Source organism: Burkholderia sp. AU38729, from assembly GCF_020419725.1.
In the GTDB taxonomy this organism is placed as follows: Bacteria; Pseudomonadota; Gammaproteobacteria; order Burkholderiales; family Burkholderiaceae; genus Burkholderia.
On sequence record NZ_JAIZQO010000012.1, the window covers coordinates 98,652 to 124,202 of the forward strand.

Sequence of the window (25,551 nt, forward strand, 5' to 3'; positions counted from 1 at the left end):
CGGCTCCGCGTCAGAAGTAGTGGCGCAGGCCGACCGTCGCGCCGAGCTGCGTGGTGCTCGTGCTCGGCGACTGCCCATTGATGCCGACCAGCTGCGCGCCGACCAGGCCGCCGCGATAGATCGCGTAGTCGACTTCCGCATAGAGCATGCTGCGCTTCGAGAGGCTGTAGCCGGCGATCACCTGGAACTGGCGCGCGCGGCCGTCGAAGTCCGGCGTGTAGCCCGACTGCGTGGTCCACCACGCGTTGACGGCGGCCGTGAACGCCGGCGTGAACCGGTAGGTCAGCCCCGCGAGCGCCATCTTGCGGCGCCGGAACCCGCCGGGCGTCGACGGATCGACCACCTGCGCCGGCGAGATGATGCCGAGCGCGGCGAGATCGGTCGGGCTGAACGGGCCGTTCCCGAACGACGTGAAGTCGTTGTCGCGCGCGTTCTCGATATAGCCGGCGTTGACGGTCGCGTTGCCGAGCGTCACCGAGCCGCCACCGCCGTAGATGTCGAATTTCGCGTGCGTGACGTCGTCCCAGCTGCGCATGAACGACGCGCCGACCGTGAACGGCCCCTTGTCCGGCGCATACGCGATCGCCGCACCGGCCTGGCCGCCCAGCACGCCGCCGCCCGCATGGCCGCCCGGCGCGTACTGCGCGAGCAGGTACAGGCTTCCGAGCTGCGCGCCGTACTGGATCATGTTACTGGTGCGCGAGCCCGCGAGCATCGTCTGCTCGGGCTTGAACAGGTTGAAGTACGGATCCTGCGGGCCGGCCCACAGGTTCGAGCCGTAGGTCAGCGACACCATCTCGAACGGCACGTTGTACTGGCGGCCGAGCGCGAGCTGGCCGAGTGACGTCGACGTCAGCCCCACGTACGCGACCTCGAAGAAGTTCGGCGCGCCGGCCGGCACGATCGCGCCGCTGTTCGGGCCGAAGTGGCTTTCCACGTTGAACTGCGCGGACAGCCCGCCGCCGAGATCCTCCTGCCCCTTGAGGCCCCAGTAGCTCTCCGTCAGGCCGCCGCCGTCGGCCATCGAGATCTTGCGGCCCGTCGACACCGGCGCGCCGTCGGCGCCGTAGGACACGCCGTGGGTTTCGTAGCGGATGCCCGCATCGATCACGCCGTACAGCGTCACGTTGCTTTGCGCGTGCGCACCGGTACTGGCCAGGACCATCATCGCGCAGCACGCGGCGCGAACGTTATCGTGACGATTCATTGTTCTGGACTCCGCATCGAGCAGGGGGTGGCGGCGCGTACCGCCGGAAACGACTGTAGAAAGCCAAATTTGCGCGGACCAAGGCCGCGGTGGCCATTCTCGTGGTGCGTCGCGGCCACGGCATGACGCACTGCGGTCACGGCGACGGCGACGCGCGCGCCACCGTGCCGGGCGCCGCGCGGCGCAGCGCAAGCCGCACGAATGGGGCAGCGGCCAGCACCGCCACGCACAGCACGTGGGCGACGCGTGCGCCGCCGAAGCGGCCGAGCAGCGCGCCCGACAGCGCGGTGCCGATGCCGGCCGCGAAGAACGTGACGACGAGCGTGCGTGCGACCAGCGAGCCGTCCGGGTCGACGTCGGACAGCATCCCGGTGAGGAACGGCACGATCACGAAGAATGCGCTGTTCAGCACGAACTGGCTCAGGAAGTACGCGCTGCCGCCGCGCGCGCGGAAGAACCATTCGATCGACGCGATCATCGCGAGCTGCGCGGCCCAGATCAGCGCGAGGCGGTGCTTGTGGCTGGCCGGATGCGACGGAATCGCCGCGCCGACGAAGCCGAGCAGCGACGACACCGACAGCAGCACGCCGATCGTCGTCGGCGACAGCCCGGCACGCTCGCCGACGAAGCCGGCGATCGCCCATTGCGATGCCTGCACGCCATAGACGAGCGCCGTCACGATCCAGATCGCGATCACCGGCCGCCACGGCAGCGTGCCGGCGCGCGCGTGGGTCTGCGCGGGGGCGCTCGCGAATGCGTCGATGCCGCGGATCGCAGGCGCCAGCACGGCGACGACGGCCGCCAGCAGCGCGAACACCCCGCGCTCGAGCCAGCCGGCCGGCAACGCGGAGATCAGCACGAGGATGCCGCCGTTGATGATGCCCGCGAGCAGGTTGATCTGCCCCCACAGGCGGTCGGTCGACGCGCGCTGCGACACGCCGGACGCGACGACGACGAACAGCATCCCTTCGAACAGCCCTGTCATCCCGCGCGCGAGCGCCGCGGACACGATCCCGGGCGCGACCGCGCTGAGCGCCTGCCCGGCGAGCGTGCCGATGAGGCCGGCCAGCGTGAACGGCCGCGCGGCGCGCGCGATCCGGTGCGACAGCAGCGCGCAGCTGATCGCGATGCCGAGGATCTCGGCGCTGACGAGCGCGGTCGCGGTGCCTTCGTCGAGCCGGAAGCGCGTCATCACGGCCGCGACGAGGAACGGCGACAGGATCAGGCCGTTGGTGGCGGCGGCGAACGCGAACGCGAGACGAACGACGGCGCCGGTCGACGGATCGGGGCGCGACTGTGCGGCGGCATGCAGGGTGGCGGTGCTCACGAGGCCTCCTGGTTGGATCGCGGCCGATCATGTGCGATGCCGGCCGTTTCTTGCATCGGGTGTGTCCCTCGGCGGGCCGGCATGGCGCGGACGGCTGAGGCTGCGTTTGTACTTGCACTTGCGCGTTGCGGCAGGCCGAACAGCGTGCGCAGGTACGGCGTCAGGAAGCGGCCGTGCGGGTCCATCCGTTCGCGCAATGCGAGGAAATCGTCCCATTGCGGATAGCACGCCGCCAGCTCGGCGGCCTTCATCGCATGCACCTTGCCCCAGTGCGGCCGCCCGCCGTGATTGCGGCAGATCGCCTGCACGCCCGAGAAGTACGCGTCGAACGGCATCCCGCGATACTGGTGCACCGAGATGCGTACGCTGTCGCGGCCGTAGTCGGGGCTCAGCCAGATGTCGTCGCCGCGCACCCAGCGGTATTCGAGCGGGAACATCAGCGGGAAGCTGCGGCGCGCGATGAACGCGCGGATCTCGCGCAGCGCATCGGCGCCGCGTTCGGCCGGCACCGACCACTCCATTTCGTTGAAGCGCACGCGGCGCACCGTCGACAGCATCGCGTAGCTCGCATCCACGTGCCGGCCGGCCGACACCGTCGATGCGCACAGCCGGCTCAGCGCCGGGCACAGCGACGGCACGTGCCGGCCGAGCCCGCACAGCGCGCCGAACACCGTGTTCTCGAGGAACGACTCGGATGCACGGCTCGCCCAGTGCACCGCGTCGGCCGGCTCGTCGGTCATGTCCCATGCCTTGGTCAGCACGGTGTCCGTATGCGGGAACCAGTAGAACTCGAACGAGCGATGCGTTGCGATCAGCGCGTCCGCTTGCGCGAGGCAGTCGTCGAGATTCATCCCGCCGCGCTCGAGGCGCAGCTTGAACGCGGGCACGAGGCGCAGGCCGATCTCCGTCAGCACGCCGAGCGCGCCGAGCCCGATCCGGCCGCCGGCGAACAGGTCGGGATGCGTGTCGGCGCTCGCGCGGATCTCGCTGCCGTCCGCGCACATGAAGGTCAGGCTGTCGATCTGCGTCGCCAGGTTGCCGAGCGTGATGCCGGTGCCGTGCGTGCCGGTGCTGGTCGCGCCGGCGATCGACTGCACGTTGATGTCGCCGAGGTTCTCCATCGCGAGGCCGTGCGCGGCGAGCGCCGGGCCCAGTGCCCACAGCCGCGTGCCGGCCTGCACGCGCGCGACGCGCCGGTCGAGGTCGACGTCGATCACGCCCTGCATCGCGTCGAGCGACAGGATCACGTCGTCGGTCTGCACGAGCGGCGAGAACGAGTGACCGGCGCCGGCCGCGCGCACGGTGGCGCCGGCGGCCGCCGCGTCGCGCAGCACGGCCGCGAGCCCGGCGAGCGACGCAGGCGTCGACACGGTTGCATCAGGACTGCAGACATATCCCGACCAGTTGCGCCACATGGCATTGTCTCCGTGGTTGTCGTTTGAATGGATTGAACGGGTTGACCGGTTTGAGCGGTTTGAGCGGTTTGAACGACGGGCCGCGCGGCCCGCTAGAAAAAGCTCTTGCCTTCGCCGCGATAGGTGGGCGCCTCGCCGACCACGCGGCCGCCGCGAATCAGCAGCAGCGTGTTGAAGCGCTCGCACAGTTCGCCGGCCTTCGCGTGGCGGAACAGGATCGGATCGCCGATCGCCGGTGCGACGCCGCGCGGCACGCGCACGGGCGTCTGCACCTCGCCCGCGCCTTCGTTGTCGATCAGCGTGCAGCCGGCCGGCAGCCACGGCCGCGGCAGGCGGCTCTTGCCGGCCGGCCCCGATGCGACATAGCCGCCGCCCGAACAGGTCACGATGCCCGGCCGCGGAATCCGCACGACCGGCAGCGCGAAGCCGGCGGCCGGCTGCGCATGAAACGCTGCGTAGTGATCGAACAGCGCCGGCGCGTAGAGGCCGGAGCCGGCCGCCAGCTCGGTGACCGACGCGTCGCCGAGCGTGCTCTCGATACTGCCGGTGCCGCCGCCGTTCACGAAGCGCAACGTGTGGCCTGCCGCCGCGAGCGCCTGCACGGCCGCCTGGCGGCGCGCGTTGATCTCGCGCGCCGAGCGGCGCTTCAGGTGCCGCACCAGCACGTTGCGTGCGCCGCTGCCCGGCTCCGTGTCGGCCACGCCGGCGATCTGTCCTTCGTAACCCATCAGCCCGTCCAGCCGCACGTGCTGTCGCTCGCCGATGCGGTTCGCGAGCGCGAGTGCGCCGGCCGCGTCGCGCACCGGCGAGCGGTACATGCCGAAGTACAGGCCCGGATACGCGGACGACATGTCGAGATCGATCGCGAGCGGGAACGTCACGCGTTCGTCGTGGGCGACGCGGTCGATCGCGTCGACCTGTGCGGCGGCGTCGATCATCAGCGTGATCGAGCGGCCGCGCCTGAGCTGCGCGGCCACCGCGCGCAGGTCGTCGGACTCGACGGTCGGATACGCGACGACGATGTCGTCGAACCCGCCGTCCGCGAGCCACGCGGCCTCCGCGGCCGAGTAGCACAGCAGCCCCTGCATGAACGGGTCGGCGGCGAGCACCGCACCGATCAATTCGCGCGAGCGCACCGACTTCGTCGCGAGCCGGACTGGCAGGCCGCGTGCGCGGCGCTTCAGGTCGGCGAGGTTCGCGTCGAGGCAGTCGAGGTCGACGAAGGCGGCAGGTAGCCGGCGGCCCGCGAGCGCGTCGCGATAGGTCGGATAGTCGTGGACGGCGGCGGGTGCGCGATGCGGAAGGTCTGCACGGCTCATGGAACGGGCTCGGCTGGGTGGGGTGGGCGTCGCGCCGACCGTTCGGCGCGTGTCGGAAACCAGCATAGGGCCGGCCAAAATGACGACCAAGCGCTCAGCGGGTCGTTCGACGGGTCTTATCCGGCCATCCGTATCGGCCAGGCCGATGCATGGCCCGCGTGCTGCGAGCGGCTGGATCGCCGCTTGCTTGGTGTCCCGGCGCACACGGTACGTATCGGCCCGAACCGCCGCCGGACGGGCGTGACGCACGACATGGCGCGCCTGGCCGAGCGATCAGGAAATGCGTTTCAAACGTCTGGCGGGACGTGGCCGCCGCGAGCAGGTTTAGTGCCTGCGTTCTAGTGCCGCTTTTGACTGCCTGCCGGATTCGACCTAGAACCTACTCGCGGATGCACCGGCGAAGAACGGCATGACGTGACGAGGAGGCGACGTGAAGAAGAACAGGGCACGCTGGCGGCACACGGGCGCGATCGCGGCGATCGGCGTGGTCGTCGTTGCAGTCTGGCGATATGAAATGGCGACGCCGGCGCAAGCCGCGTCGTCCGGCGCAACGGCCACGACGACGAGCGCGCAGCCAGGCACAGCCGATACGTTCGGCACCGGCACTGGCGCCGCGATGCCCGGCCCCGAGGAACGGCGGCTCGATGTCGACGCGTTGCGCCGCAGCCTCGCGGGGCGCCCCGACGCGGATGCCGAAGTGAAGCGCATCGTCGCGTTCGCGCGTTTTCGCGACGAGGTTGCCGCGTATGGGGATCGCCGCAACAGCATGCCGCAAGCCGAGCGCGCCGCGCTCGCGCGCCGGATTCTCGACGCACTCCCCGACCATGTCGCGCGCAACGAGATCGTGCCGGTGCAGGCCGAGGCGCTGAGCGCGGCGCTGCTGACCGATACCGAAGCCGATCCCGCGACGCGCGGCGCGGCGATCCGGTCGATGCGTGCGCAATGGGACACCTATGCGCAGCAGACGGTCGGCCCGTCGCCGGTGCAGGATCCGCGCTATCGCTCGTACGAACAGCAGAGCCGCGACGTCGTCCGGCAGGTTCAGGCGAGCATTCCCGATCCCGATCAGCAACAAGCCGCAATCGCGCAGCGCCTGCAGGCGTTGCGGGTCCAGCTGTTCGACGGCGCTTCACCGCCCGGTGTGCACTGAGCGCCGAATCCGCGACGCCGAGGTGAAGCCCGGCGGCCGCGTCATGTCCATCGACAAGGAGGGGAGATGTCCACAGCACGAAGCCTGCTGCGCGCGGCCGTTGCCATGTTGCTCGGTTGCGCGGCACTGAACGGTCACGCCGCCGATACGACGATGCCGGATCCGTCGATTCCGTATTATTCGTGGTACGAAGTGACGTTGCCGGAGAGCACCGGTGCATCGTGCGGCAACGGCACGCCGATGCGCTTCTACATCAATCGCGCGCAGTCGGACAACCTGCTGTACATGATGGAGCCGGGCGGCGCGTGCTGGGACTACGGCACCTGCACGCAGACGTCGACCGGCGCCGAGGCCGGCCTCGGCGGCTTCAACCCCGACGGCATCCCGCACAACTACATGAACGGCACCGCGAACCAGAGCCTGTTGTCGTCGTTCCTGTCGCCGCTGCTCACGCGGATGGATCTCGCGCATATTCTCGTCGGCGAACCGAAGGTCGAGACGCAGCAGTGGACACAGGTTTTCGTGCCCTATTGCACCGGAGATATCCACATGGGCAGCGCGGTGCGCAACTACACGTCGCCGAGCGGCGACTGGCGATTGCAGCACTACAGCGGGCTGAAGAACATCCAGGCCGTCGCGCAGTGGCTGACGTCGCACGGCTTCGGCAAGCCGAACCGGCTGCTCGTGTACGGAATGAGCGCGGGCGGCTACGGCACGCTCGCGAACTACGCGACGCTGCGCAACACGCTGCAGCCGCAGGCACATAGTTCGCTGCTCGACGACGCCGGTACCGTGTTCAACACGCCGTTCGACGCGGACGCGGCCACGCATCCATCGGTCGGCCTGTACGACCGCGTGCGCACCGAGTGGGGGATGACGGGCCCCGACGGGATGATCACCGTGAACAGCCGGCTGACCCGCCATTTCGATCCGGGCAACATGGGGAGCGCGTATGCGGCGCTGTCGGCGACATTCCCGCACGACCGCTTCGGCTTCTCGAGCTACCAGCGCGACAAGATCATCGCCGCGTATCACTATCGCGCGTTCGTGCCGGCCGTGATCGCGGCGCCCGACGACGCGACGAAGGATTCACTGTCGCTCGCGCTGTTCGACCAGGAGCTGGACGGGTTGAAGCAGACGCTGAACCCGTTGCCGAACTTCGGCTACTTCATGCCGTGGGCGCGCAACGACTTCATCGCCAACCACCAGGTGACGGCGGTCAGCTTCACCGGGTCGGGGATCCACGAGCACGGCATCGACGCGGATATCGGCACCTTCGTCGACAACTTGCTGAACCAGCAGGACCCGGCCGATACGCCGGTGATGAAGGCGTTCCGCACGCAGCAGGGGTCGGATTTCACGTTCTCGACGTTTCTGGCGTGGATCGACAGCATCTTCAACCTGACCGGCGAAGCGGGGCCGATCTCGGGGCACCGGGCGTGACGTGAAGCGGCGGTTCGCCCGAGCGGGCGAGCGCGGCGCAGTGCGGCGGCCGGGTGTCGTGGCCGCTCGCCTGCGTCGATGCGTGGCCGTGCGGAGCGGCGTTACGTTACGGCTTCACCACCGCAACCGCCGGCGCGCCCGAATCCGTGCCGGGCGCACCGTTCGACCCGTAGGCCGCTTCGGCGCTCTTGCGCTCGGCCAGCCGCTTGGCGGCCAGGCGTTCCTGCGCGGCGACGATGTCACCCGGATAGTTGTCGCCATCAGCGGCGATCGGCTCGTAGCCGACCGATTCGAGGTCGAACAATTCCTGGCGCACCTGCGCACGCGTGAGCGTCGAATGCGACGACTGCGCGTACGACACGGCCGGTGCGGCGAGGAGGGCGGTGGCGGTTGCGGCGACGGTGGCGATGGTGACGATGATGGATTTCACGGTTTCCTCAGACGGTTTCGTTGCGGTTCGGCGCGATGGCGGCTGGCTGAACCGACGAGACAAGTTTAGGAACCCGGATCGGCCGGATAAATGCCGATTCCTGTCCAACAGTGTTCCTGAATCCGTGACAGTTGGGGGAAATACGGCGTCCTTGGTGCCCGGCTTTGGGTGGGTTGATTCGCGTGGAATGCCGATCGATGCGGGGCACGCCGCCGTTCCGTCAGACCGGCTACGCACGCGATGCCCGGTGGGCAGACGCATGCCTGCCCGGCAATGCTAGTCGTCGAAACGCGGGAATGCCCGCTGGCGCTTCATGTCCTTCAGCCATTCCTTGACGTTCGCCGGATCGTCGAACTCGCGCAGCGTCAGGTTCAGGTCGTGGATGCTGCGCTGCGTGCCGGCGATGTCGCGCGCGAGCATGCGCATGATGGTATCGGGCGCGACCTTGACCGACGGCGCGATCCCGTAGGTCCGCCGGAATCCGGTCTCGACGTCCTGGATCTCCTGGTCCAGCTCGCGCAGCTGATCTTCCAGGATGCCGTTGTAGCGCGCGAGCCGGTCTTCGCCGAGGCCGTTGATCGCGTGCCGGTCGATCTGCTCGATCTCCAGTTGCAGCTCCAGCAGTTGCAGGAGCTTGCCGTTCGCGTAAGCGTGGTTGACCCGCTGCATCAGCACGGTCTTGCGTTCCTGTTCCTGGGGATCGGTTTCGCGATCGGGGTGCAGCGCGCTCGCCAGCTTCCGGTAGACCTCGCGGATCGACCGGCTCGCTTCGGCCTGCTCGGCTTCGCGCTTCGCCAGCGCGGCCGATTGGCGGGGCGCTTTCTTGCGCTTGGCGCGCTGCGCCTCGCGTGCCGCGTGCTGGGCCATGTCCCGCTCGAACTGCGCGTCCAGTTCGGCCTGCATGCGCGCCATGAGTGCTTCGGGCGAGAGCGCGTCGAGATCGTCTTCCTTCGTCACGCCGGGCGTCGGTTCCGACTTCGGCTCCGGTTCCGGCTCGGCTGCTGCGTTGCTGCCGTGATCGGCGGCGTCGTGCCGGGCGTGGATGGCCTTCAACTGCGCGTCGTCGCTGAAGTCGAGCAAGTCGCGCGCCATGCTGGCGATCATCCCGGACAGGGTGTGCTGCTCGGCCTTGCTCAAGCCTTTCTGCAGATACGCATCGTCGAGCTGATTGAGCAGCCGGATCCGCAGCGCGGTGGACGTCTGTTCGAGCGGCAACAGCTCGTCGACGAATTTCTTCTGGAAGGCCGGCATCGCCGCTTCCCACGCGCCGAGCCGCTCGCGCCGCTTCTCGATCTGCTGGACGAGCGTATTGAATGCTTTCTGGGCGTTCGACAGGCTGGCTGCCTCGTGGCCGGGCGCGATGGCGACCGCTGTTCCGCGACGTGCGGTCATGATGAATCTCCTTCGGCTGCGGCAGGACGCGCAGCAGCGCGGTATTTTAACCGGCCCGACGTGTCCCCCTTGCCCGACGTGGCGCGGCTACTCCTGGAACAACTGCCCCTGCCCGGAGATCACGCGTTCGAAGTCGTCGCGCAGGAACGGCAGGATCGCGTCGGCCACCGGCTGCAACTGGCGGCTCAGGTAGAACGCATAGTCGATCGGCGAACGCATCGTTTCGAGCGGCTCGGGGCCGGCCGTCGTCATCACGTAGCTGATCCACCCGCCGCGCTGATACTGCAGCGGCCGGCCCTGTTCCTGGTTGAACGCGTCGGCGATCCGCGCCGCGCGCACGTGCGGCGGCACGTTGCGCTCGTACTCGCGCAGCGGCCGGCGCACGCGCTTGCGGTAGACGAGCTGGTCGTCGAATTCGCCGGCCAGCGTGCGCCGCACGGTGTCGCGGATGAAATCCTGGTACGGCTCGCGGCTGAACACGCGCCGGTACAACTCGCGCTGGAACTGCTGCGCGAGCGGCGTCCAGTCGGTGCGCACCGTTTCGAGCCCCTTGAAGACGAGGTCCTCGCCGCCGTCGGCCGCTGCCGCGAGCCCCGCGTAGCGCTTCTTGCTGCCTTCCTCCGCGCCGCGCACGGTCGGCATCAGGAAGCGGCGGTAGTGCCGCTCGTATTGCAGCTCCAGCGCGCTCTCGAGCCCGAAGGTTTCGCGCAGGTGCGTTTGCCACCAGCGGTTCACGTGCTCGACGAGTGCACGGCCCTTGGTGCCGGCTTCGTCGTCGTCGTGCGCGCGGCCGAGCCACACGAACGTCGAATCGGTGTCTCCATAGATCACTTCGTACCCCTGCGCTTCGATCAGCTCGCGCGTGCGGTGCATGATCTCGTGGCCGCGCATCGTGATCGACGACGCGAGGCGCGGGTCGAAGAAGCGGCAGCCCGTCGAGCCGAGCACGCCGTAGAACGAATTCATGATGATCTTGAGCGCCTGCGACAGCGGCGCGTTGCGCTGCCGCTTCGCGTCGTCGCGGCCTTCCCACACTCGGCGCACGATATCGGGCAGGCAGTGCGCGGTACGCGAGAAACGTGCGCCGAGAAAGCCGGGCACCGATGCGTCGTCGCCGGGATGCGCGAGCCCTTCGATCAGCCCGACCGGATCGATCAGGAACGTGCGGATGATCGACGGATAGAGGCTTTTGTAGTCGAACACGAGCACCGAGTCGTACAGCCCGGGGCGCGAATCCATCACGAAGCCGCCGGGGCTGTTCTGCCCCGTCACGTCGCCGAGGTTCGGCGCGACATAGCCGAGCCGGTGCATGCGCGGCAGGTACAGATGCGTGAAGGCCGCCACCGACCCGCCGGTGCGATCGGCCGCGAGGCCCGTCACGCTCGCGCGTTCGAGCGCGAAGGACAGCAGGTCGGCCTTGTCGAAGATGCGCGTGACGAGTTCGCAGTCCTTCAGGTTGTAGCGCGCGAGCGCCGGCTTGTCGTGATCGAAGCGGCGCTGGATTTCGTCCATCCGCTGGTACGGGTTGTCGATCGACTTGCCTTCGCCGAGCAGCGCCTGCGACACGTATTCGAGGCTGAACGACGGGAACGTCCACGTCGCGGATTTCAGCATGTCGATGCCGTCGAGGATCAGCCGGCCGGCCGCACCCGCGAAGAAGTGGTCGGGTTGCTGGCCGTGCGCGCGCCAGTCGAGCACGCTGCCGCCGCGCCCGAGCTTCAGCGGGATGCCGTATTGCTCCGAATGGGCATGCAGGATGCGCAAGTCGAACTGCACGAGATTCCAGCCGATCACCGCATCGGGATCGTGTTCGTCGAACCATTCGTTGAGCCGCGCGAGCATCGCGGGTCGGTTGTCGCAATAGTCGAGGTTGAAGTCGACGGCGTTTGCTGCGTCGCTGTCGCCTCCGTTCGGCGGGCCGAGCATGTAGACCTGCCGTTGCCCGCAGCCTTCGAGCGCGATCGAGTACAGCTCGCCGTGCACGCTGGTTTCGATGTCGAGCGACACGCAGCGCAGCGCCGGGCGATAGCCGTCGGTGGTTTTCAGCTCGGCGCCGGCCAGCGTGCCGTCGGGGCCGGGTTGCCCGCGAAACTGCACGCACGCGGTGATGAAGCGCTCCATCGCGTAGCGGTCGGGCGGCTGCACGTCGGCTTCGTAGACGTCGACGCCGGCTGCCGCGAGACGCTTCTGCAGCCCGGACAGATGGCGATAGCGCTTGCAATAGAGGCCGACGACCGGGCGCTGCCGGAAGTCGCGCAGCGCGAGCGGGCGCAACTCGGCCTCGCGCTCGCCGGCCAGCGTGCGTTCGGCGAGCGCCTGCTGTTCGGCCGGAATGAACGCGACGGCTTCCTGCGGGCGCAACCGTACGCGGCGCGGACCGTGTTCGGTTGCCAGCCAGAACTCGATCTCGATGCCGGATGCGGTGTCCCGCCAGTGGCGGGTGAGGATGAAACCCTGCTCGAACGCCGTCAAAACGCTTGCTCGTGGTGGATGCCCAGGCGGCGGATTTTAGCGCTTGGGCGGGGGGCTTGCCGGAATGGCATGCACGACATTGTGCGCGTCTCGCTCGCCCCCGGTGTGCATTCGGTGAGTGCCCGCCGTCCCGCTTGGAATCAGGCAACGGCGAGCCGTTGCGCGACGCGCCATTCGGTGCGCGCTGTACCGGAAGGTTTGAGCAACCAGCGTCGCGCCGCTACCGCGTGCCGTTTTTGCGTCACGTATGCGTCGACGGCGAGTTCGAGCGCTTCGCCATCGATGCGCACGAGCGTCGCGGTCGCGCCTGATCCATCGGCGAACTCGACCACGGCCGGGTGCGGCTTCCCGGAGCGCGGCGCGTCGTGGTCGAGCGTGACGATGCTGCCGGGGGACAGGTGTGAATGGGTTGTGCGGAGCAGCAGGGCGGTGGGCATCGAAAGCACTCCGGACGTCGTGGTGCGGCAGTGGGATCGCTGGCGGCATTCACGAATACGAGCGGCAAATCCAGGCGTTCAATGATTTGAATGGCGCCCGATTGACGCCACGGAATCATCGTTCGTAGAATCGCCGATCAAGAACAATATCATTCTGAGAGAGACGCCATGGTTGCGCACTGTCTGGTGGTCGCGATTGAGCCATGAACCGACACCTCTGGGTTGTCGTGTTGGCTGTTCTGTCGTGTGCGTGCACGAAACGGGAGCCCTTGGCGACGTCATTGCCCGACACGAGTGCCGTGCGCGCCAATCTGGTGTTCACCTGCATGCATCAGGCGGACACCTTGCCGCCACTCGATCCACAAGCTGACAGCTTGTTTCGTTACGCGAACGATCGCCGTCACCCGCTGGTTCCCGACATCGACAGGATCGTTCCACTGCCACCCGCAAAGCTTCCCCCATGGGACGGCACATTCCAATGGAAAAAGGATCAGCATGCGGCCACACCGCCGCTGAAGCCTTCGGACGAACTCATCAACAAGATGGCGAAAGCCAGGCATCTCGATCTCGCGACGGGGCTGCCGCTTTCGGGATCGGCGGACAAGGCCTCATGAGACTGACCCACCAGCAGACGTCGCATCCCGTTTGACGTTGGATACGGTCGCGCAGATCGATCAGACCTGACCGCAACCCGGCATCGAGTGCGCGACACCCTGACGATACGCAGCGCCGGTTTCTCGAGAACAGGCCGGCAGGTCCGGCGCCGTACAACCGACAACTTCATCGACCCCGGAGTCCACATGAATTCACCCACTCGGCCCGTCTCGTTACCCGGTGCCGCCGCACTCGTTGCAGCGTTCATCATCACGCTGCTGTTTCTATCCGGCCTCTGCGTGCAGTTGACGAGGTTCTCGTTGGACACGCAGATGCTGGCGTTGCAATTGGCCAGTTTCATCCAGAACCTGGTATTTCGAACCGGCCTGGTTTATCTGATTGTCCGATGGCACGGGGAGCATCGCGATCAGCTTGCGTTCCGTCGCCCCGCGAGGCTGCTCGCGAGCTATGCGTTATGCCTGCTGGTCTGGCAGATCGCACAGATATTCATCATCCAGGTGCTGCTGCTGAGTCTGGCCAGAAATGGCACCCATCTGACGGTCATCGTGAACCTCATCGCGCCGGTGAGCGCTGCCCTTTATACGCTCGTAGCCTGGTTCGCATGGCGGCTCGTCACGCGCATGTTTCGCCACGATGCGCTCCCCGAGGCGCCGCGAGGTCGCGCGGCGCGGCCCATTGCCGGGCTCGCGGCGTGGCTGTTCGCCAGCGTATGTCTGCTCTTGATGACGACGACCGTGCCGATGTTGCTCGACTATTTTGACGACGACCTCGCGCGCATGATGTTCGGCTACGTTGGCGCGGTTGCCGTTCCCGCGGCATTGGTCTTTGCGGGAACGCGACTCGGCCTGCCTCGCGACCTCGTGCGACTGCACGGCTGGCGTCTGCTGGGCGCGTCGCTCGCGGCGATGGCATCCACGTCGGTGGTGTTCTATTTGGCGGTGCAGTTGCTTGGCGGCATGCTGGGGGCGGGCGTGTTGTCCGGAATGATGGCGATCGTTGTTCTTGGCAGTGCCTTTGTGGCTTGTTGGGTGTGGTTCCGCGTGTTCTACGCGTCCGTGAGCCGCGACACGGTTGAAACCCCGCAGGGCATGCCGTCGCCGTAGCTTCCGGTTGTCGCGCGCGAGTCGTTTGAGGGGCCGGATCGAATCGGAACCATGACAAGCTGAATCGCACGGGTTCCGTCCTGCCGGGTCGCCGCGAAGGTGTGCGCGACGGCGGCAGCGCGTATAGTGGGGCTAGCCTTGTCGCCGGTTCCCTGGAACAGTCCTCGCATTCAGGCGTGACATCGTCCGGGCGTTGGGGCGTGCGGGGGCATCGATGCCCCGGGTCGGCATGGTGGATGTGGCGTCGACTTTGAAGCAGGCAGTGCCCTGGCTTGCACGAACCGGATCCGGACGAAACGGCGCCCCCATGAAAATCGATCGCAGCTCCATTCCCTGCTACCTCGTCCTTCGCGCCGGCTGGCCCCCCTATGTATTGAATGCGGACCGCCTGGTGCTCCGCCGCGAAGCGAGCCCGATGTTGCGCGCGTTCGCACGCGCGCGCGGAGGGTTCGCGCATGTCGATGACGTCGCGTGGAACGTCTTCTCCGCCGCCGAGGGCCTTTCGGTGGCCGAGCGTCGTGAGACCGGGTTCTTTGCGCTGATCAATGGAACCGAGACAGAGCATCAACTGGGTTTGCTGGCCACCCTCTGATGTCGCCGCCGGGATGGCCGTGGTCGACGAATGCGCCTCCCGTCGAAGCGTCGATCAGTGACGCCCGGACGGCGGCGGCGCATTCCGCCCGTCCGCCGAAAGCGCTTGACACACTCTGTGATGACACGTACTGTCGGTCGGTGAAGTATTCAAGAAGCGCGATTGCTGCTCATCATCGACCGTAGCCTGCGGTATTCGTTGTCCTCCCCCTCCTTGATTCTTTTCCCGAACCCGTCAGGGTGCGCTACGCACGTTCATCTTCAGGAGATCTAACATGGATACCGGTACCGTCAAGTGGTTCAACGATGGCAAGGGCTTCGGCTTCATCACGCCCGACAAGGGCGGCGACGATCTGTTCGCGCACTTTTCCGAGATTCGCGGCGACGGCTTCAAGACCCTCGCCGAGGGCCAGAAAGTCAGCTACGAAACGAAGAGCGGCCCCAAAGGCCTGCAGGCATCGAACATCACCCCGCTGTAATCGCCCAGAGCCGTCCGCCTCGTTCACGGCGCGGCGCGCAATCGCCGCATCTTGCGCTACGTGCCGCCGTCGCGGGCGCCACGTGTGCCGATGCTGGCCCGGCAGGGCCAGCCGTTGCGCATCGGGATGTCGAGCCCGCGTGCACATCTGTGCGCCAGCCGCTTTCGCAGCGTGTACACGATCGGACGAGCAGCGCTCATCGGATCGTGCACACCGCGCAGCAGGAGAATCGCATGACCCGAAGTCAGTCACGCAGCAACAAGGCGCCGCCGCGCGTCAAGCCGGCCGTGGTGCTGCCCAAGCTCGGCACGGCACTGAACTGGGTGCCGCCGAAGCCGGCCCTGGATACGCAATCGCGTCCGAAGAAGCGCACGCCGGCTCCGTATTAGCGATCCGGATCATTCCGCCAGTCGAGAGGCGGCCACCGGCTGCTTCGCCAGGAGAGCGATTCTGGCGACGCCGGCCCGATCGTGACCGTCTTCGTCGGGACAAGGCGACGCGCTCCGCGCGACACCTTGCAACCCGACATCGTGCACCTGCGGCGCGTCCGTGGGTTGTGGTGCGTCATCCGGAATAAGTTGGGCGCTCGGCAAATGATGCGCGTATGATGGGTTCATCCGATCGACCCTGGTAAGCCGGTCGCTCGCTCCTCCATCTACCCGTTTGCTGCATCGCCCCGCCTCCGCGCTGCAACGTTGTCCCTTTCACCTCACTGGCCCGCCCCGCAACGGGGATACTGGCCGGCCCTGTTCGCCCGTGCGATTCGTCGCGGCCGGACGCCAGGAGCTTGTCATGAGCATGCATGTCTACCGTGGATTCGAGATCTATCCACTGATTTACCCTCACGCGCCGGCGCTGGATGGCAGCCCGCACAACTACGATGCCGGTTTCGATGCGGCAGTCAAGATTTGCCTGCGCGGCGATACGCTGACGCACAGCCAGACTTTCAGGTTGCGCGACAACGCCCCGTTCGGCAGTGCCGGCGATGCACGTCGTGCTTCGCTGCGCTACGCGGAAAACATCATCGACGACAATCGCGGCAAAAAGGGCTTCTTTTCCGGCAAGCCTTGAGGCAAACCGCCAAGGCAACGCGATGTGTTGTCAATTCGGAGGACGAAATGATCATCGATGAGCTGCTCGGCCTGATCAGGCGGCATGAGGTCATCAGGACCGACGCCATCCTGCCCACCGGAATCGGCGATTCAGCGCGGTGCCATCAGCAGGAACTGCAAATGTTCGTGGCGGTACGCGCGTTGTCGATCGGAGCCGGATATTCGGAGTTCGAGTCCGACGAGATCGCGAGTGCCGTCATGACACGACTCGGCTAGTGTGCCGTTCAACCATTCGAAAACAGGATCACCATGACAACCGTTACGCTGAAGGTCAACGAACCGATCGATGTCGCGCTGCGACGATTTCGGCGCGATATCGAGAAAACCGGGCTGATTCGGGAGTTGCGCAGTCGCACGGGCTATGAAAAGCCCACGACGGAACGCAAGCGGAAAAAAGCGAGCGCCGTGGCCAGACAGCGCTTGCGCGCGAAGCGCATGTTGCCGCCGCGCAAAATGTACTAGGAGGGCATCATGTACACCCTGCCGGCCGAGGCGCCCCCGTTTTTCCCGCTGACCAAATGCCAAGTCGATCTCGATCGGCAGAAGGACATGGTGACGCTGCTGCCGAGCTTCTATGCGTTCGGATGCGAGTACACCAGCCGCGGTTTTCTGATCGGACGCGACGATGCGTTCAAGTTGATTGCCGCGCTAGAGAAGGCGCTCAGCGTCCAGGGATGAGCTGACGACGACACGCTCGCGAGCATCGACAACCCAAGGGCGAACCATGCGTGTCACGACGAAGTACGTGGATCTGCTCTATTTCCTCGTTGTATTGCAACTCGTGACGCAACGGAAGACGCACGAGTGGTTGTCGTCGTTTCAACTCGTCGAATCGCTGCAAGGCTGGCTGGTTATCCATCGTGCGAAATGCGATTGGCGCGATCGTGTCTGGATAGGCCATGCTTCTCTTCAGATCGCGAAGGCGGCCCGCCCGGTCGACGACGCTGAATCGACGGAGACGGGCGCGCCACGGGATGCGCTGGCAGACCGGTCGAGTTTGCGGATGAAGTGCATCCGCTACCTTCGGGAGCATGTCTGAGCGTGGTCGCGCTCGCACGGGCGGCACGCGGGTGCCGGTCGGCGTCGAGCTGGCGTCGGTCATGCGGAATCGTGCATGCGGCCACGCCGCTACACCGCCACCCACGCAAAATCCTCCTTCAAATGCTCCAGCCGCTGCGGCCGCTGATACAGATACCCCTGCGCATACTGAATCCCGACCGCATGCAGCGCGCGATGCTGCGCTTCCGTTTCCACGCCTTCAGCGATGATCTTCAGGTCGTAGTGATGCGCCACGGACGCGATCCCCTCGATCAACCCGGCACTGCCGCCGTTCAGTTGCGAGACGAACTGGCGATCGATCTTCACGTAGTCGAACGGAAAGCGTGACAGCAAGTCGAGATTGCTGTGATGCGTGCCGAAATCGTCGATCGCGAACTTCGCGCCTTTCGCTCGCAGCGCATGGAACATCGCGGTGGTGCGCGCATTCTTCTCGAGCAGGATGCGCTCGGTGACTTCGAGCACCAGCGTAAAGCCCGGCGGCAGCGCGCGGATCGCGTCCTCGACGACGGACACGAACCGCGTGCGCTCGAGATCCTTCGGCGCGATGTTGATGGCGATGCGCAGCGGCGCGCAAGGCGTCAGCGCGGACAGTTCCGCCACGGCTGTCCGCAGCACGAATTCGGTCACTTTCGGCAGCACCGCGCTCGATTCGACCTGCGGGATGAACACGGCCGGGCTGATTGCCCCCCACTTGGGGTGCTGCCAGCGCAACAGCGCCTCGACGCCGACGGTCCTGCGCGTCTCGACATCGACGATCGGCTGGTACACGACGTGGAGCTCGTCGCGCCTGAGTGCGTTTCGCACGGCCTTCAGCAGCAGCCGGCGCGGCGCCATCGCGAGCAGGTAGGCCGCCATCACGAGGCCGTCCGCCAGCAGCACGATCGTGATGCCGATCAGCCGATAGTGCTGCCGGACCTGCGACGCATAGTGCGCGGATGCGGCAACCCGCACCGTGAACGGCCAGCGGGGGGACACGATCGTGCTTCCGCCTGCTGGTTCGGTGGCCGACTCCGGCGTGAATTTCCCGTGTTGGTCGAGATGGCCCGAACCCGCGATCGACAGCGTCGCGGTTTCCGTCCCGTAGCGGGCGCCGTGCGCGAGCGCGTCGGCCACGTAGTCGCCTTCGATCAGGTAGAGCACACCCGCGCCGGGTGCGGTCGCGTAAAACACGGGCAGCACCGGGATGCCTTGCTGGAACGGCGTCTGGCGCAGCAGCGTGACGAGCGTCGAGCCCGGTTCCGGCTCGTGGGTATACGCGCCGAGCGGCAGGTCGATCGCCCCCAGCGCCGACGAACACATGACGCGGCCCTCGTGCACCAGCGCGACGGCGCGCAGATAGCGCAGGCGCGTGCCTATCTCGGCGAGCGTCCGGAATACCGCCGGGCATGGCCGCCCGACGAGCGCGGTCAGTTCGTCCACATGCCGCAGGCGCGCGCCGTCCAGGATGCGGTCCACCGAGGCCACGATGTCGCTCGCGATGACGCGTTCATGCTCGGTGACGGTATCGCGCGCGTAGCGGTCGGCAAGTGCGATCGCGAATGCCGGCACGAGCACGCAAACGATTACGGCGGCGAAAAAGGCGACCCGCGGCCATGCGCCGCTACGCTGGAAAACGGCCTTCGAGCCTGGCGTGAACGCTGACATTCCCGCGGTCGCCTTGGGTGTTGTGTGTATGGAGAGGCGAGTCGAACCGGTCGATACACCCGGCGCATGCGTCATGCCGGGTTCGGGCCATGCGCGGTGCGTGCCGGTATCGCAATGCGATCGATGCTACGGTCGCGACGGGCATCTGCGGCAGACCCGGCGCAATCGGCCAATCATTCCGGTGACTTGCCTGGATAAACATGGGCATGCAGCACATGTATATAGACGTAGCACACCGAAAAAAACCCCCGGCCGCATGGTCTTGCGGCCGGGACAAAAAACACCGTCTCTTGGCACGAGGATGGTGCGCGGCAAGTATAAGATGTGATGAGAGATTGCGAAATATTGTTATTCAACTATTAGTGTAGTTTTGTCATTGTGTCTCGACAGGAAACATTCTTTCGGGATGCTGTCTTCGTCGACTTGCCGACGGCCTGCGACCGGTCGCCGCGCGATAAGGTCGCACGTCTCGCCGGAGCTTCGGGATGGAAGAAAATACCGCGCGCACGGTCATCGTGACCGATGGCGCAGCCGCTGCCGACGGCGGTTCGCTGTGGATCCGGATTGCCGTGAACGGGAACGCCAGCAACTACTCGCTCAACCGCTCGCTCGCTGCGCGCGGCACGCCGCGCTACAACACCATCAGCGGTGAACATGGCCCGCTTTCGAAAGGTGAACGAAAGGAACTGCTCGCGCTGTTGCGCAGCATTGCCGATCCCGCGATGTGGGCCGGCATGGTCGGCACGTTCGTGCAGGTGCTGCAGACGTCCGGAGAGGAGTGAACGATACGGCGCCGGCGCGCTTCAGAAATCGTTGCGCATCTTGCGCAGCAGGTCACCGCCCGACTGGTGCGTGTCCAACGCGGTGAGCACATCGGTCAGGAACCACGGCAGGTTCAGTTGCGTATTGGCATCGCTGACGCATACGCGGATCGGCGGGGCTTTTGACGGCGAGCGCGCGTCGGGCGTGGCGTCGCGGGACGGCACGCAGTTTTTCGCGTGCACTTGAACGGGCGCCGGCTCGGCGCTGCCGGACGGCGCACCGGCGGCGGCCGGCAAGCTGGCGGCGGCCAGCAGGGTCAGGACAGCGACAGCAGCAACGGGTTTCATGGGATTCTCCGGCGATGCTCGTTCGACCGCGCGGGCGGACGCGAGTTCGCCGGCGGCACGCGTGCGCGCCGTGCTCAGCCTCGCGCGACGTTCGCGGCCCGTGCCGGTTGACGGCTGCGCCACTGCTGCGGCGATTCGCCGGTCCAGCGCCGGAAGGCGCGCGTAAAGGCGCTGTGTTCCGAATAGCCGAGCAACCAGGCGACTTCCGCGAGCGTCAGCCGCGGGTCGTTCAGATGGTCGATCGCGAGCCGCCGCCGCGTGTCCTCGCGCAGGATCCGGAAGTTGAGCCCGAGTTCGGCGAGGCGTCGATGCAGCGTGCGCGACGACACATACAGGTCCGCGGCGATCTGTTCGAGGCTCGCTTCGCCCAGCGTCAGCAGGCGCGCGACGGCTTCCCGCACCGACTGTTCGAGATCGTCCGTCTGCCGCAGCTCGGCAAGCAGCGCGCTCGCCTGGCGTTCCATCATCTGCAGCAGCGCGTCATCCGGCTGGCGCAGCGGCTGCATGAGCAGGTGCAGCGGGAACGCGAGGCGGTTCACCGGCTGGCCGAACCGCACCGGGCAGCCGAAATAGTCGATGTACGGTCGTTCGTCGCCGGGCGACGGATGCACGAAGCAGACCTCGTCGGGCCCGTGGTGCGTGCCGGTGATGTTGCGTGCGAACTGGACGATGGCCGTCAGCGCCACTTCGTCGACGAGCGGGCCGAGCGGTTCGGGCGCATCGTGCCATTCGATCGCGACCGACGTCGCCTCGACCCGCACCTCCATGCGCGCGACATTCGCGATCAGGTGTTCGTACTGCTGCCAGCGCGCGAGTGCGGCGCCGGCATCGCGGCACGCATGCAGCGCATAGCCAAGCGCACCGAGATGGGCGGGCGTGATTCGCTGGCCGACGTGCAGGCCGAGCAGCGGATCGTCGAGCGCGCGCACCGCGCATTCGAGCAGGCGCCGCCAGTGAGCGCTCGCATACAGCGTGAGCCCGCGATCGTCCTCCGGCGGCCGCGCCTCGCCGAGCACGCGCGCGGCATCCTTCCCCTGCTCGGACAGATAGTCGAACAGCAGCCGCACGTAGGTGCTCGAGTAGTAGACGCGCTGCGTCGATAGCGGGGAGGCGGCGGGCATGGCGAAAAGTGTCAAGTAATCGTCGGCAAGTGTCAACGCGGGGCGACCCGCGCGAGACCATACTGCCGGTCAGTTCTTGATCGAGGCCGCGAACATGCCGACCGAGTTGATGACGTGGCTCCATGCGTTCCTGGGTAACGACGTGGACTGGAAGCAGGTGCTGCTGATCGGCATGACGCCGGTCTTCCTGATCGCGTTCGCGATCGAATACGCGGTGATGACGGGGCGCGGCCGCCGCGAGCCGTTTCGCTGGAAGGAGATCGTCGCGAACCTGTCGCTCGGCGCCGGCTATCAGGTGGCCGAGACCGTGATGGGGCTCCTGTTCACGGGCGCGATCTTCGCGTGGGCCTATCGGCACCGGCTGTTCGACGTGCCGGTGAACGGCTTCACGATCGTGCCGATCTTCGTCGTCGTGGAGTTCTGCTACTACTGGTTTCATCGCACCTCGCATCGCGTGCGCTGGTTCTGGGCCGCGCACGTGCCGCATCACAGCGGCGAAGTGATGAACTTCACGACCGCGATGCGGCAGTCGCTGCTGAACGCGTTCGTCGGCGTGTTCGTGTTCTACCTGCCGCTGGTGTGGCTCGGCATCCCGCCGGCCGTCGTGCTGTTCCTGCTCGCGGTCGATCTCGCGTACCAGTACTTCGTGCATACCGAAGCGATCGGGCGGCTGCCGCGCGGGTTCGAGTACGTGTTCGACACGCCGTCGAACCATCGTGCTCATCATGGCCGCAATCCGCGTTATATCGACAGGAACTACGGCGGCGTGCTGATCATCTTCGATCGCCTGTTCGGCACGTATGTCGAGGAAACGGAGCCGGTCGACTACGGGATCACGCAGCAGATTCGTTCGACCAACTTCCTGGTGCTCAACCTGCACGAATTCGTCGACATGTGGCGCGACGTGCTTGCCCCCGGGCCTGTCCTGCAGAGGATGAAACACCTGTGGATGCCGCCGGAATGGGAGCGGCCGGGGCATCGGCCGATCCATACGTGGAGTATCGAGCGCAAGGGCGAGGAGGAGGAGGCGACAACCTCGTGTGCGATGCCCGACGAGGATGCGTCGGCGCCAGGGCGCAAGATCGTACAAGCCACCGGTACGCGATCCGGCTAACCTGCGTGCTTTCCTCGGCGAAAGGCGCGGCGGGCAATGACGAAGAAAGTATTCTGGGACGATCCCTACCGGACGACGCTGGATACCGTCGTCAGCCACGTCGACGGCGATCGCGTGCGGGTGGATGCCACCATCTTCTTTGCGTTTTCCGGTGGGCAGGAAAGCGACGCGGGGTCGCTGGGCGGCTATCCGGTCATCCAGGCCGACAAGCAGGGCCTCGACATCGTCTATACGCTGCCGCACGATCATGCGCTGAGCGTCGGCGATCGTGTGACCTGGCGCATCGACTGGGCGCGGCGGTACCGGCTGATGCGTCTGCACTTCGCGGCCGAAATGGTGCTGCAGCTGGTCTATCGGCTCAGGCCCGGCATCGAGCGCATCGGTGCGCATATCGGGCCGGACAAGGCGCGCATCGATTTCGCGAGCGACACGAGCGTGGCGCCGCTGTTTCCCGAGATCGAATCGGCTGCAGCCGATCTGTCGAAGCGCGACCTGCGCATCGTGACCGATTTCAGCGATGTGGATGCGCAACGGCGGTTCTGGCGTGTCGACGGCTTCGCGACGATGGCGTGCGGCGGCACGCATCCGGCGTCGACCGGCGAGATCGGCATGCTGACGCTCAAGCGCAGGAATACCGGGAAAGGCAAGGAGCGGATCGAGGTGATGCTGGTCGAGCCGGAGAGCGCCGGTGGGTAGCGGGGCGAGCGGGCTGCGTGACACACGCTGCCCGCGTCACTTCACTGATACCCGTAACACTGCTTCAACCCCGCGTAGTCATAGAAGTGGCTGCCCGGCGCGATCTTCGCGCCGTCGCACGCGGCCTGGAAATCCGTTTCGCGCTCGTTGTACAGCATCTTCACGATGAGTCGCGAGCTGTTGCGGTAGACATCCCACTGCATGTTCGCGGCCATCGGCGACACCTGATCACCGCGCCACGGATTGTTCGCATACGTGTACGTCTGCGCCTGCGGCATCGGCACGAACACGTTTTTCAGGTTCATGATCGACGCGAACGGAATCACGATCTCCGCATGCGTGAAGCGCAGCTTCGCGGCGCGGGTCAGGTCGCCGCGCGCGATCGCATCGACTTCGCCGAAGAAATCGTCCTGCAGCACCTTCGCCATCCGGTACGTGACGGGGTTTGCTTCCTGGATGCCGGGGCCCTTCTGGTAGTAGTCCTCGGCATCCTGCAGATACGCGAGATACTGCGCCTGCTCCGCGCCGATGTACTTTTCCATCGTGACGCCGCCGGTTTCCGCGGTCATCGCGGGCGCGACCTGCAGCAGGTTGTACAACACGTTCACTGCATCGACGGCCGTCGCGATCTTCGTCTTGCCGTCGCCCTTCAGCGTGTTGGTGAACTTGCCGTCCGCCGACGTGAATGCATAGGTGCCCGTGTTCGCGAACGTGTAGCCGTCGGTGCCGAGCTTCGCGATGAAGGCCTGCGACACGAGCGCGGACAGCACTGTCTGCGCGACGTCGGCCGCCTGCGGCGCGGCCTTGATCGCGTTGAGCTTCGCGGCCACCGTCGTGTCGTTCGCATAGGCCTGGTATGCCTGGCTCGCCTGGTAGGTCGCGTAGTACGGATTGCTCGTATCGGTCACGAGATCGGTGGCCGGCTTCAGCGCGTGGAAATACAGCAGGAAGCGGTTGGTGCCGGCCGGCTGCGCGACCGGCGCGTTCGCGGGATAGCCGGACGGCGCGGCGGGCAGCGTGATCGCCGTGGACAGCGCCGGCTGCGCGGCCACGAGCGACGCGGAGAAATACGTCGAGCTGTCGACCGCGCGATCCTGGCCCGAGTTGACGACGACGACCTGCCGGTTGCCGGCCGCGAACAAGGTGGGCAACCGCTGCGCGAGCCGCGCGGCGAGTTGCTGGTGTTCGCGGATGCCGGTTTGCGTGAGATTGCCGTACCCGGGCGTCGAGATGCCCGCCACGCCATAGCCGAGCAGCGCGTTGGCCTTCATCATCGCGACCGTGTCGGCCTTCAGCTGCGCACCGAGCGCGGTCAATGCGCCGTCGGCCTCGGCCTTGACCAGCATCGCGTAGATCGCGCCGTCGTACTTGAAGCCCGACAATCCACGCGAGCCGTGGCGCGCGACGAGTTCCGTATAGACGGGCGCGTAGCCGGCGGGCGGCGCTTCGTATGTCGCGGCGTCCTGCTGCGGACGGTACGGCGTCTTAGTCTGGTAGTAAGTCGCGGGTGTCGGCTTGGGCTGAGGCTGTGGTTGCGGTGCAGGCGTCGAACCGCTGTTGTCGGCAGCGGCCGCGGGTGGTGTCGAGTCGTCCCCGCCGCAGGCAGCGAGCAGCAGGCAGGTAATCGCGAGGGCGGTGGCGGTGCGGATCGGGCGTGTCATCGTGGCGGGCAACGGGCGGGACGATGCAGGTTCGCGTCGTCCCGTCTCCGGGAGTGATCGGTCAAGCCCGGAAGTGTTGCAAGCGACTTTGACAGCAGAATGTCAGGATTCGGCCGGGCAATCGTCGGATTGCCGCCGGATCGAGGAAGGCCGGCCACTGCCGGCCCGTGTGCCGGTGTTCAGTGCAGGCCGGCCGATGCGATCGAGCGCACGGTGTCGGTGATGTTCACGCAGCGCGACAGGCCGAAATGCTCGGCTTCGCGGCGCTCCGGTTCGCTGCTCGCAATTGCCACCGCGCGTTCGGGCGGCACGCCGAGCGCCTGCAGCGCGACGTCGAACGGGTGCTGACTTGATCCGGAGTCCTGCTGATTGGCGTCCGTGACGACGACCGAGAAGCGGTCGAGGTTCGCGCGGCCGAACTGGCCTTCGAACATGTCGCTGAGCCGTGCGGCCGGCAGCGTCGTGACGAGACCGAGTCGATATCCTTCTTCCGATGCTCGGTCGAGCCACTGGATGATCGCGTCGCGTTGATGGCGCGATTCATGCGAATCCGGTGTTGCTTCGATTTGCGCGAATGCTGCGTCGAGACGGGTGACGATGGCTTCGATAACCACGGTGATTCCTCTTCAGAGACGTGATGATCCGTTCGCCGACG

General features: G+C 66.5%; 27 protein-coding genes and 1 pseudogene. 15 read left to right on the top strand and 13 right to left on the bottom strand.

What is annotated here, in order from left to right; genetic code table 11:
- Nucleotides 1-10: 10 nt before the first annotated feature.
- The 4 genes from LGM56_RS29005 to LGM56_RS29020 all read right to left on the bottom strand — a co-directional run bounded on the left by LGM56_RS29005 (nucleotide 11) and on the right by LGM56_RS29020 (nucleotide 5,268).
- On the bottom strand, nucleotides 11-1,207 hold the full coding sequence (locus LGM56_RS29005) for a porin (protein WP_226207448.1): 1,197 nt from the start codon (nucleotides 1,205-1,207) through the stop codon (nucleotides 11-13).
- A gap of 136 nt (nucleotides 1,208-1,343) precedes the next feature.
- Nucleotides 1,344-2,534, bottom strand: coding sequence for an MFS transporter (locus tag LGM56_RS29010; RefSeq protein WP_226207449.1), 1,191 nt, complete (start codon nucleotides 2,532-2,534; stop codon nucleotides 1,344-1,346).
- A complete protein-coding gene (locus LGM56_RS29015; protein WP_226207450.1) occupies nucleotides 2,531-3,949 on the bottom strand; it encodes a D-arabinono-1,4-lactone oxidase in 1,419 nt (472 codons plus the stop codon). The genes LGM56_RS29010 and LGM56_RS29015 overlap by 4 nt, the downstream gene beginning before the upstream one ends.
- Before the next feature lie 92 nt (nucleotides 3,950-4,041).
- The gene (locus LGM56_RS29020) at nucleotides 4,042-5,268 is read right to left on the bottom strand and encodes an amino acid deaminase/aldolase (protein WP_226207451.1); all 1,227 of its coding nucleotides are present in this window, start codon (nucleotides 5,266-5,268) and stop codon (nucleotides 4,042-4,044) included.
- A 430-nt stretch (nucleotides 5,269-5,698) separates the two neighbouring features.
- Here LGM56_RS29020 and plcR point away from each other — a divergent pair, with 430 nt between their 5' ends.
- Both plcR and LGM56_RS29030 read left to right on the top strand, forming a co-directional pair.
- Nucleotides 5,699-6,418, top strand: a complete 720-nt coding sequence (plcR, locus tag LGM56_RS29025) for a phospholipase C accessory protein PlcR (RefSeq protein ID WP_226207452.1) — start codon at nucleotides 5,699-5,701, stop codon at nucleotides 6,416-6,418.
- Between the two features lie 66 nt (nucleotides 6,419-6,484).
- Nucleotides 6,485-7,861 carry a pectinacetylesterase family protein gene (locus LGM56_RS29030; RefSeq protein ID WP_226207453.1) on the top strand — a complete coding sequence of 459 codons (1,377 nt, stop codon included), beginning with the start codon at nucleotides 6,485-6,487 and terminating at the stop codon, nucleotides 7,859-7,861.
- 106 nt (nucleotides 7,862-7,967) lie between these two features.
- Here LGM56_RS29030 and LGM56_RS29035 read toward each other — a convergent pair whose 3' ends face one another.
- From LGM56_RS29035 to LGM56_RS29050, 4 genes are all read right to left on the bottom strand, one after another.
- Complete coding sequence (locus LGM56_RS29035) at nucleotides 7,968-8,291, bottom strand: DUF4148 domain-containing protein (protein ID WP_226207454.1); 324 nt, start codon at nucleotides 8,289-8,291, stop codon at nucleotides 7,968-7,970.
- Between the two features lie 276 nt (nucleotides 8,292-8,567).
- Complete coding sequence (locus LGM56_RS29040) at nucleotides 8,568-9,683, bottom strand: J domain-containing protein (RefSeq protein ID WP_226207455.1); 1,116 nt, start codon at nucleotides 9,681-9,683, stop codon at nucleotides 8,568-8,570.
- An 87-nt stretch (nucleotides 9,684-9,770) separates the two neighbouring features.
- On the bottom strand, nucleotides 9,771-12,155 hold the full coding sequence (locus tag LGM56_RS29045; RefSeq protein WP_226207456.1) for a DNA polymerase II: 2,385 nt from the start codon (nucleotides 12,153-12,155) through the stop codon (nucleotides 9,771-9,773).
- A 140-nt stretch (nucleotides 12,156-12,295) separates the two neighbouring features.
- The gene (locus LGM56_RS29050; RefSeq protein ID WP_226207457.1) at nucleotides 12,296-12,592 is read right to left on the bottom strand and encodes a hypothetical protein; all 297 of its coding nucleotides are present in this window, start codon (nucleotides 12,590-12,592) and stop codon (nucleotides 12,296-12,298) included.
- Between the two features lie 377 nt (nucleotides 12,593-12,969).
- Between LGM56_RS29050 and LGM56_RS37050 the strand changes: the two are divergent.
- The 10 genes and pseudogenes from LGM56_RS37050 to LGM56_RS29100 all read left to right on the top strand — a co-directional run.
- Nucleotides 12,970-13,200, top strand: a pseudogene (locus LGM56_RS37050) (DUF6396 domain-containing protein); the annotation flags it as partial.
- 192 nt (nucleotides 13,201-13,392) lie between these two features.
- The gene (locus LGM56_RS29060) at nucleotides 13,393-14,310 is read left to right on the top strand and encodes a hypothetical protein (RefSeq protein WP_226207459.1); all 918 of its coding nucleotides are present in this window, start codon (nucleotides 13,393-13,395) and stop codon (nucleotides 14,308-14,310) included.
- 307 nt (nucleotides 14,311-14,617) lie between these two features.
- Nucleotides 14,618-14,902 (top strand): hypothetical protein, encoded by a 285-nt coding sequence (locus LGM56_RS29065; protein WP_226207460.1) that lies wholly within the window; start codon nucleotides 14,618-14,620, stop codon nucleotides 14,900-14,902.
- A gap of 274 nt (nucleotides 14,903-15,176) precedes the next feature.
- Nucleotides 15,177-15,380 carry a cold-shock protein gene (locus tag LGM56_RS29070; protein WP_089428591.1) on the top strand — a complete coding sequence of 68 codons (204 nt, stop codon included), beginning with the start codon at nucleotides 15,177-15,179 and terminating at the stop codon, nucleotides 15,378-15,380.
- Between the two features lie 233 nt (nucleotides 15,381-15,613).
- Nucleotides 15,614-15,769: a hypothetical protein gene (locus LGM56_RS29075; RefSeq protein ID WP_226207461.1), complete on the top strand. Its 156-nt coding sequence runs from the start codon at nucleotides 15,614-15,616 to the stop codon at nucleotides 15,767-15,769.
- A gap of 403 nt (nucleotides 15,770-16,172) precedes the next feature.
- Nucleotides 16,173-16,451: a hypothetical protein gene (locus LGM56_RS29080; RefSeq protein ID WP_226207462.1), complete on the top strand. Its 279-nt coding sequence runs from the start codon at nucleotides 16,173-16,175 to the stop codon at nucleotides 16,449-16,451.
- 47 nt (nucleotides 16,452-16,498) lie between these two features.
- Nucleotides 16,499-16,708, top strand: coding sequence for a hypothetical protein (locus tag LGM56_RS29085; RefSeq protein ID WP_089443608.1), 210 nt, complete (start codon nucleotides 16,499-16,501; stop codon nucleotides 16,706-16,708).
- Between the two features lie 33 nt (nucleotides 16,709-16,741).
- Entirely contained in the window at nucleotides 16,742-16,954 is a 213-nt protein-coding gene (gene rpsU / locus LGM56_RS29090; RefSeq protein ID WP_006754722.1) for a 30S ribosomal protein S21, read from the top strand.
- 9 nt (nucleotides 16,955-16,963) lie between these two features.
- Nucleotides 16,964-17,170, top strand: a complete 207-nt coding sequence (locus tag LGM56_RS29095) for a hypothetical protein (RefSeq protein ID WP_089497976.1) — start codon at nucleotides 16,964-16,966, stop codon at nucleotides 17,168-17,170.
- Nucleotides 17,171-17,237: 67 nt separating this feature from the next.
- Nucleotides 17,238-17,531, top strand: a complete 294-nt coding sequence (locus tag LGM56_RS29100; RefSeq protein WP_144023138.1) for a hypothetical protein — start codon at nucleotides 17,238-17,240, stop codon at nucleotides 17,529-17,531.
- A gap of 89 nt (nucleotides 17,532-17,620) precedes the next feature.
- Here LGM56_RS29100 and LGM56_RS29105 read toward each other — a convergent pair whose 3' ends face one another.
- Nucleotides 17,621-19,195 (bottom strand): EAL domain-containing protein, encoded by a 1,575-nt coding sequence (locus LGM56_RS29105; protein WP_226207463.1) that lies wholly within the window; start codon nucleotides 19,193-19,195, stop codon nucleotides 17,621-17,623.
- A 485-nt stretch (nucleotides 19,196-19,680) separates the two neighbouring features.
- Between LGM56_RS29105 and LGM56_RS29110 the strand changes: the two genes are divergently transcribed.
- Nucleotides 19,681-19,977: a hypothetical protein gene (locus LGM56_RS29110; RefSeq protein WP_226207464.1), complete on the top strand. Its 297-nt coding sequence runs from the start codon at nucleotides 19,681-19,683 to the stop codon at nucleotides 19,975-19,977.
- A gap of 21 nt (nucleotides 19,978-19,998) precedes the next feature.
- Here LGM56_RS29110 and LGM56_RS29115 read toward each other — a convergent pair whose 3' ends face one another.
- Nucleotides 19,999-20,304, bottom strand: a complete 306-nt coding sequence (locus LGM56_RS29115) for a hypothetical protein (RefSeq protein ID WP_226207465.1) — start codon at nucleotides 20,302-20,304, stop codon at nucleotides 19,999-20,001.
- 74 nt (nucleotides 20,305-20,378) lie between these two features.
- Nucleotides 20,379-21,425, bottom strand: coding sequence for an AraC family transcriptional regulator (locus LGM56_RS29120; RefSeq protein ID WP_226207466.1), 1,047 nt, complete (start codon nucleotides 21,423-21,425; stop codon nucleotides 20,379-20,381).
- A gap of 94 nt (nucleotides 21,426-21,519) precedes the next feature.
- Between LGM56_RS29120 and LGM56_RS29125 the strand changes: the two genes are divergently transcribed.
- Entirely contained in the window at nucleotides 21,520-22,539 is a 1,020-nt protein-coding gene (locus tag LGM56_RS29125) for a sterol desaturase family protein (RefSeq protein WP_226207467.1), read from the top strand.
- Between the two features lie 36 nt (nucleotides 22,540-22,575).
- On the top strand, nucleotides 22,576-23,235 hold the full coding sequence (locus tag LGM56_RS29130; RefSeq protein WP_089497969.1) for an alanyl-tRNA editing protein: 660 nt from the start codon (nucleotides 22,576-22,578) through the stop codon (nucleotides 23,233-23,235).
- A 41-nt stretch (nucleotides 23,236-23,276) separates the two neighbouring features.
- On the opposite strand, the gene LGM56_RS29135 is transcribed toward LGM56_RS29130, so the two are convergent.
- Nucleotides 23,277-24,896, bottom strand: a complete 1,620-nt coding sequence (locus tag LGM56_RS29135) for a histidine-type phosphatase (RefSeq protein ID WP_226207468.1) — start codon at nucleotides 24,894-24,896, stop codon at nucleotides 23,277-23,279.
- Nucleotides 24,897-25,075: 179 nt separating this feature from the next.
- On the bottom strand, nucleotides 25,076-25,510 hold the full coding sequence (locus LGM56_RS29140; protein WP_089497968.1) for a phosphatase: 435 nt from the start codon (nucleotides 25,508-25,510) through the stop codon (nucleotides 25,076-25,078).
- Nucleotides 25,511-25,551 lie beyond the last annotated feature (41 nt).

Excerpts from the sequence above, each read along its gene's own strand:
- LGM56_RS29005 (WP_226207448.1), bottom strand. The coding sequence starts at position 1,207 with ATGAATCGTCACGATAACGTTCGCGCCGCGTGCTGCGCGATGATGGTC.
- LGM56_RS29015 (WP_226207450.1), bottom strand. The coding sequence starts at position 3,949 with ATGTGGCGCAACTGGTCGGGATATGTCTGCAGTCCTGATGCAACCGTG.
- LGM56_RS29020 (WP_226207451.1), bottom strand. The coding sequence starts at position 5,268 with ATGAGCCGTGCAGACCTTCCGCATCGCGCACCCGCCGCCGTCCACGAC.
- LGM56_RS29030 (WP_226207453.1), top strand. The coding sequence starts at position 6,485 with ATGTCCACAGCACGAAGCCTGCTGCGCGCGGCCGTTGCCATGTTGCTC.
- LGM56_RS29040 (WP_226207455.1), bottom strand. The coding sequence starts at position 9,683 with ATGACCGCACGTCGCGGAACAGCGGTCGCCATCGCGCCCGGCCACGAG.
- LGM56_RS29050 (WP_226207457.1), bottom strand. The coding sequence starts at position 12,592 with ATGCCCACCGCCCTGCTGCTCCGCACAACCCATTCACACCTGTCCCCC.
- LGM56_RS29060 (WP_226207459.1), top strand. The coding sequence starts at position 13,393 with ATGAATTCACCCACTCGGCCCGTCTCGTTACCCGGTGCCGCCGCACTC.
- LGM56_RS29065 (WP_226207460.1), top strand. The coding sequence starts at position 14,618 with ATGAAAATCGATCGCAGCTCCATTCCCTGCTACCTCGTCCTTCGCGCC.
- LGM56_RS29070 (WP_089428591.1), top strand. The coding sequence starts at position 15,177 with ATGGATACCGGTACCGTCAAGTGGTTCAACGATGGCAAGGGCTTCGGC.
- LGM56_RS29075 (WP_226207461.1), top strand. The coding sequence starts at position 15,614 with ATGACCCGAAGTCAGTCACGCAGCAACAAGGCGCCGCCGCGCGTCAAG.
- LGM56_RS29080 (WP_226207462.1), top strand. The coding sequence starts at position 16,173 with ATGAGCATGCATGTCTACCGTGGATTCGAGATCTATCCACTGATTTAC.
- LGM56_RS29085 (WP_089443608.1), top strand. The coding sequence starts at position 16,499 with ATGATCATCGATGAGCTGCTCGGCCTGATCAGGCGGCATGAGGTCATC.
- rpsU (WP_006754722.1), top strand. The coding sequence starts at position 16,742 with ATGACAACCGTTACGCTGAAGGTCAACGAACCGATCGATGTCGCGCTG.
- LGM56_RS29095 (WP_089497976.1), top strand. The coding sequence starts at position 16,964 with ATGTACACCCTGCCGGCCGAGGCGCCCCCGTTTTTCCCGCTGACCAAA.
- LGM56_RS29105 (WP_226207463.1), bottom strand. The coding sequence starts at position 19,195 with ATGTCAGCGTTCACGCCAGGCTCGAAGGCCGTTTTCCAGCGTAGCGGC.
- LGM56_RS29110 (WP_226207464.1), top strand. The coding sequence starts at position 19,681 with ATGGAAGAAAATACCGCGCGCACGGTCATCGTGACCGATGGCGCAGCC.
- LGM56_RS29115 (WP_226207465.1), bottom strand. The coding sequence starts at position 20,304 with ATGAAACCCGTTGCTGCTGTCGCTGTCCTGACCCTGCTGGCCGCCGCC.
- LGM56_RS29120 (WP_226207466.1), bottom strand. The coding sequence starts at position 21,425 with ATGCCCGCCGCCTCCCCGCTATCGACGCAGCGCGTCTACTACTCGAGC.
- LGM56_RS29125 (WP_226207467.1), top strand. The coding sequence starts at position 21,520 with ATGCCGACCGAGTTGATGACGTGGCTCCATGCGTTCCTGGGTAACGAC.
- LGM56_RS29130 (WP_089497969.1), top strand. The coding sequence starts at position 22,576 with ATGACGAAGAAAGTATTCTGGGACGATCCCTACCGGACGACGCTGGAT.
- LGM56_RS29135 (WP_226207468.1), bottom strand. The coding sequence starts at position 24,896 with ATGACACGCCCGATCCGCACCGCCACCGCCCTCGCGATTACCTGCCTG.